The sequence below is a fragment of the Melaminivora alkalimesophila genome (genome assembly GCF_000282995.1).
Lineage (GTDB): Bacteria > Pseudomonadota > Gammaproteobacteria > Burkholderiales > Burkholderiaceae_C > Melaminivora > Melaminivora alkalimesophila.
In genome coordinates this window covers 1-5,465 of sequence record NZ_ALEE01000618.1, presented here as the reverse complement: position 1 = coordinate 5,465, position 5,465 = coordinate 1, and the positions used below count along the sequence as shown (strand labels likewise).

Annotated in this window: 5 protein-coding genes; all 5 read right to left on the bottom strand. The window is 71.7% G+C overall.

Going from position 1 to position 5,465, the window contains the following annotated elements:
- Positions 1-591: thiamine-phosphate kinase (gene thiL / locus A612_RS12150; protein ID WP_019374744.1), on the bottom strand; the 591-nt coding region annotated here is incomplete at its 3' end.
- Positions 592-617: 26 nt separating this feature from the next.
- A complete protein-coding gene (locus tag A612_RS12145; protein WP_019374743.1) occupies positions 618-1,742 on the bottom strand; it encodes a YbdK family carboxylate-amine ligase in 1,125 nt (374 codons plus the stop codon).
- Positions 1,739-3,016, bottom strand: coding sequence for a cation:proton antiporter domain-containing protein (locus A612_RS12140; protein WP_019374742.1), 1,278 nt, complete (start codon positions 3,014-3,016; stop codon positions 1,739-1,741). Before A612_RS12140 ends, A612_RS12145 begins: the two co-directional genes overlap by 4 nt.
- Positions 3,009-5,018, bottom strand: a complete 2,010-nt coding sequence (locus A612_RS12135) for a site-specific recombinase (protein WP_040436780.1) — start codon at positions 5,016-5,018, stop codon at positions 3,009-3,011. The genes A612_RS12140 and A612_RS12135 overlap by 8 nt, the downstream gene beginning before the upstream one ends.
- Positions 5,015-5,425 carry a Co2+/Mg2+ efflux protein ApaG gene (gene apaG, locus A612_RS12130; protein WP_019374740.1) on the bottom strand — a complete coding sequence of 137 codons (411 nt, stop codon included), beginning with the start codon at positions 5,423-5,425 and terminating at the stop codon, positions 5,015-5,017. Before apaG ends, A612_RS12135 begins: the two co-directional genes overlap by 4 nt.
- Between the last annotated feature and the right edge of the window lie 40 nt (positions 5,426-5,465).

The following is a 5,465-nucleotide window of genomic DNA, read 5'->3' as shown; positions in this document are numbered from 1 at the left end:
GCCCAGCGCCCCCCGCGGCTCGGGTTGCTCCAGCCGGCGGCGCAGCACCGCCAGCGCGCTCGCGTCCAGGTGCAGCTGGCCGCGCAGCGCATCCAGCGCCAGGCGCGCCAGCCCCGGCGTGCCGCTCACCCAGATGTCGTCGCCCGGGCGCGCGCCGCTGCGCAGCAGCGCCCCGCCGGCCGGCACCTCACCGAACACCGTGACGCAGATGGTCAGCGGACCGGCGGTGGTGTCGCCGCCGACCAACGGGCAGTGGTGCGCATCGGCCAGCGCCAGCAGCCCGCGCGCAAAACCCTCCAGCCAGACCTCGTCCATGCGCGGCAGCGCCAGCGCCAGCATGAAGCCCAGGGGCCGTGCCCCGCAGGCCGCCAGGTCGGACAGGTTCACGGCCAGCGCCTTGTGGCCCAGGTGCGCGGGATAGACGTCGGCGAAGAAGTGCCGGCCCTCGACCAGCATGTCGCTGGAGACGGCCAGCTGCATGCCCGGGCGCGGGGCCAGCAGCGCGCAATCGTCGCCCACGCCCAGGGCCACGCCGCCGCCCGGCGGCAGCGGGCGCGTGAAGTAGCGGGCAATCAGCTCGAATTCCCCCATCGCGGCTCTCCCGGGCGTGCCGTCCATCAGTGCGCCTGGCCGCGAAAGCGCAGCGCCGCCTGGCGGCTGACCTCGGCCAATAGCTGCTCCGCCTGCATGCGGCTGCGCAGCCAGCGCGCGTCGTTCTGGCCGGCGATGGCCTCGCCGCGCAGCATGTGCAGCGCGCCCGAGGCGCCGTGGCTGCCGGCATGGCGCGCGATGTGGTCGATGGTGCGCACGATGTGCTCGCGCAGCGGCATGTGCTCGCCCGTGGCCGGATCGACGTAGACCGCGTCCATGCCGAAGCGGCAGGCCTGGAAGCGGTTGTAGGTATAGACCAGATAGTCGTCCTCGGCGGGCGTGAAGGGCTGTTCGGCCAGGAACCACGCGGCCAGCGATTGCACGAAACCGGCAAGGGCTGCGGCGCGCTCGATGGTCAGTGGCGTGTCGAAGACGCGGATCTCGATGGTGCCGAACTCCGGCTTGGGGCGGATGTCCCAGTAGAAGTCCTTCATGCTCTTGACCACGCCGGTGCGCGTCATCTTGTCGAAGTATTGCTCGAACTCCGCCCAGGTCAGCACGCAGGGCGCGCGCCCCGACAGCGGGAAGGCAAACACGGAATTGAGCCGCGCCGAGTCGAAGGCCGTGTCCTGACCCTGCACATAGGGGCTGGAAGCCGACAGCGCGATGAAGTGCGGGATGTAGCGGCTCATGCGGTGCAGCATCACCAGCGCCGCGTCGGCGTCGGGGCAGCCGATGTGCACGTGCTGGCCGAAGATGGTGAACTGCTTGGACAGGTAACCGTAGAGCTGCGACAGCTCTTGGAAGCGCGGCTTGTCGTAGATGCGCCGCTCGTGCCACTGCTGGAACGGGTGCGTACCGCCGCCGACCACGGCGATGTTGAGCTTGTCGGCGCTTTTGACCAGCGCATCGCGGATCTGCGACAGCTGCCCCAGCACCTCGCTGCTGGAGTGGCAGATGCCGGTGGAGACCTCGATCATGCTGCTGGTCATCTCCGGCACCACGCTGCCGGGCAGCGGGGTCTTGAGCATCAGGCGCAGCATGTCGTCGGCGTAGGGCGCGAGGTCGTAGTCGTGGGTGTTCACGAGCTGCAGCTCGAGTTCCACGCCCAGGGTCAGCGGCTCGGAATTCTGGAAGGCTTCGAGGCTCACGACGAGGTTCCTTTCTGGCTGCCGTCGCGCTCCGGGGCGGCGCGGCCGAGCGCGGCGATGGCCCACGGCTTGGAGCTCTCGCCGGCGCGGTAGATGGCCAAGGTGGCGATGACCGCCCCGAGGATCTCCATCAGCAAGATGGCAGGCAGCGCGATGCCGGTGATCACCGCGCCCGTCGCCGGCTCGGCGGCGACGAACTGCGAGGCCACCAGCAGCGCGATCGCCGACATCGGCGTCATGGCGCAGCTCACCCACACCGCCTGGCGCCAGCTGGCGCCGCTGCCCACATTGCCCACGCCCACGCCCACCGTCTTGGCCACCAGGCGCACGGCGATCAGCGCCAGCACCAGCCCGGCCACCGGCGCGCTCCAGTCGGCCTGGGCGGCGACGGTGGACACCAGCACGAACATCAGCATGATCAGCAGCGAGGAGGCCGTGCCCATCTGGCGCGGCCAGGACCAGGGCCGCGGGTGCAGCTGCTTGAGCAGCATCCCGCCCAGCAATGCCGCCAGCGGCGCCGAGCCGCCGATGTGCGCCGCCAGCGCGGTGCTGGCGGCGATCAGCGCCAGCAGCAAGATGGCGGTGTTCTCGCTGCCCGGACTCATCACGCGCAGCGCCAGGCGCAGCAGCAGCGACAGCAGCGCCCCCACGGCCACCGACACACCCAGCACCACCGCCGCGGGGTACAGCGCCTCGTGCCAATCAGCCCCCGGGCGACCCGGCAGCACCGCCTGCGCGCCGCTCAGCGCCAGCGCATAGAGCGAGGACAGGGTCGCCAGCACGATGGCGCGTTCGGTCACCGGCCCGGCCGCGCGCGTATCGGCCACCACGCGCGTGAGCACCGTCGGCGAGGCGGCGACGGCCACCAGCGCCAGCGGCGCCAGCGCCGGCTCGGGCACACCGAGCCAGCGCAGCGCCCAGTACACGGCCCCAAAGGTCAGGGCCGACTCGACGATGCTCTGCACCAGCACCATCGGGTTGTGGCGGAACCAGCGCAGCGGAATGCGCCCGCCGGCCTCGAACAGCACCAGCGCCACCGCCAGCTCCAGCAGGAACAGGCTGATGCCCTGCAGTGGCCACACCGCGCCGCCGAAGCCCGCCAGCCCGACCACCGTGCCGACCAGCGAATAGCCCACCACCTTTGGCAGGCCGCTGTAGCGCTGCACCAGGTAGCCGACCACGGTGGCGGCCGCCAGCAGCAGCGACCACTGCACCGTCGGCAACCCGGCCGATGGGCGCAGCCACTGCGCCCAGAAACTCATCAGCTCATTCATCAGGCCCATCCTTCGATCCCTCGCGCCGCGGCAGGAAGAAGCTCAGCGGCGCACCGCGCATGCGTGCGCGCAGCGCGCGGTAGATGCGCTCGCGGTCCACGCGCCCGACGTTGTGCGCGCGCAGTGCCAGGCGGAACGCCAAGTAGAAACTTACCAGCACGTTCAGCGCCCCGTTGAACGGAATCATCGCCGCGGCCCACCAGAACGCGCTCTCGTGCAGCGCCTGGGACCCCAGCGTGGCGGCCGCCGCCCCCATCTGGCCGGCCGAGAGCGTGACGTGGCGCACCTCCAGGGCCAGCCCGAAGAAGCCGGCAAACGCCGGCGCCAGCCCCAGCATGAAGCCCAGCGAGACGTTGGCGCCGAAGCCCGACACATTCTCGCGCAGCGACTGCGCCCAGCGCGCGGCGCGCTCCGGCCCGAGCAGGCGCGTGAAGCGCGGATGGTATTGCAGTGCCGAGTCCAGGCGGCGCAGCACGAACCAGTTCTCCAGCCAGCCGGCGAAGATGCTGGAGGCGAACAGCAGCACGCCGGTGAAGGCCGCAAACAGCAGCGAGGGCCCCAGCAGGCTGAGCGAATCCAGCACCTGCAGGGCCTCGGCGCGATCGAGCACCGGCTCGCCCTTGAGCGCGGCCAGGCCCAGCGCCAGCGCCAGTGCCCCGGGAAACACCAGCAGCACGTTGCCCAGCACCGCTGCCACCTGCGAGCGCACCAGGTGCGTCACCTTGTCCACGAAGGCCTCGACGCTCTCCTGGCGGTCGTCCAGGTCGCCCAGCTTGGCCGCCATGGCCGGTGCGGTCATGGCCGGCTGCTTGGTCGCCACCGTGAAATGCAGGAACTGGATCAGCACGAAGCTGGCGGCATAGTTCAGGCCCGCGAGGAACCCGCCCCAGAACACCGGCAGCGCCAGCGCGTACAGGCCCAGCTTGACCAGCGTGGTGAAGGCCATGACGGCGCCGCCGCCGGCCGCTTTGCGCACCATCGCCAGGTATTCGCTGCCGGTGCGCGTGATGTAGTGCTCGCCCGTCTCGGCGCTGCGCTCGGCCACCTTGGCCGCCAGCAGCGAGGAGCTGGAGGCGATCAGTGCGCGCACGCTGCGCCGCTCGCGCCCCACCGTCACCAGCCGCGCCAGCAGCCGCACCGCCGAGGCGGCCGGGCGGGGCGACAGCAGGCATTCGAGCAGCTCGCGCTCGCGCAGGATGCGCTCGCGCAGCTGGCGCAGCCGAAACACCAGCCCGACCGAGATGCCGTTGTCCTCGAAGTGCGCATACACCGTGCTGGCCGCCGCGCGGCAGGCCTCCAGCCGTTCGCGCAGGCGCTGCACCGCCTCCTCGCGCCGGTTCTCGGTGCGCAGCGGGTGCAGCACCTCCACGCGCAGGCTTTCCACGTCGCGGATCAGCGCGTGGAAGGGCTGGGCCTCGCGCGCCGCCTCGCTCATGCGCAGGCGCAGCTCGGGCGCGAAGCCGGTGGACAGGATCTGCCCGGCGCAGTAGGTCATGGCGTCCAGCAGGGCGCGCTGCCAGGCGCTGGCGCCCTCGCCCGCGCCCGGGGCGATCACCTCGCGCAGGCGCGCCAGCAGCGCCTCGTCGAGGGCCGCCAGCCAGCGCGCGTCGAACTCGCCCGGCAGGGCCAGCATGAACAGCTCCGAGGCATCGAGCGTGTCCGGGCTGATGGGCAGCAGCTTGTAGCGCAGGCGCTCGGTGAGCTCGCTGCCCATGGAGGTGCGCTGCGCAAAGCCGAAGTCGGCCAGCAGCGTGGTGATGTCCAGTCCGCCCACCAGCGCCGCCCACCAGTCGCGCAGGCGGGTCGCCACCTGGGGCGAGCGCTCGGCCGCCTCCACCAGCAGCGCCAGGCGGCCGGTCGCCCCTTCCACCGAGCGGCCGTCGCCGCGGATCCAGTCGAGCAGCGCCAGCAGCTGCAGGTGGCGCTCGGCCACCGGGGCCTTGGGGTCCACCCCCGCCAGCAACGCGGCCAGCGTGGGGCTGCGGGACGGTCGAGCGCTCAATGCAGCACCCGGCCGGTGGAAGGCGCCTCGTCCGCGCCCCCGGCGTCGGCATCGAGCACGAACAGCGGCACCGGACACTCGAAGCGCTCGCCGTCCTCGGCCACCACGAAGTAGCTGCCGTGCATGGTGCCGCTGGCGGTGCGCAGCCGGCAGCCGCTGGTGTACTGGAAGGACTCTCCCGGGCGCAGCAGCGGCTGGTGGCCGACCACGCCCAGACCCTTGACCTCCTCCACGTGGCCGTGGGCGTCCACGATGGTCCAGTGGCGCGCGATCAGCTGGGCCGCCACGCTGCCGGCATTGGTCACGGTGATGGTGTAGGCGAAGCTGTAGAGGCCGTCCTCGGGAGAGGACTGCCCGGGCAGGAACCGAGGCTGGACCTCGACCTGGAAGTGGTACTTCTGCGACATCGCGCGATGGTAACGGGCATTGCACCGGCAGCGGTGCGCC

Bases quoted from the DNA above. Each gene is read 5' to 3' on its own strand.
- A612_RS12140 (WP_019374742.1), bottom strand. From the start codon at position 3,016: ATGAATGAGCTGATGAGTTTCTGGGCGCAGTGGCTGCGCCCATCGGCC.
- apaG (WP_019374740.1), bottom strand. From the start codon at position 5,425: ATGTCGCAGAAGTACCACTTCCAGGTCGAGGTCCAGCCTCGGTTCCTG.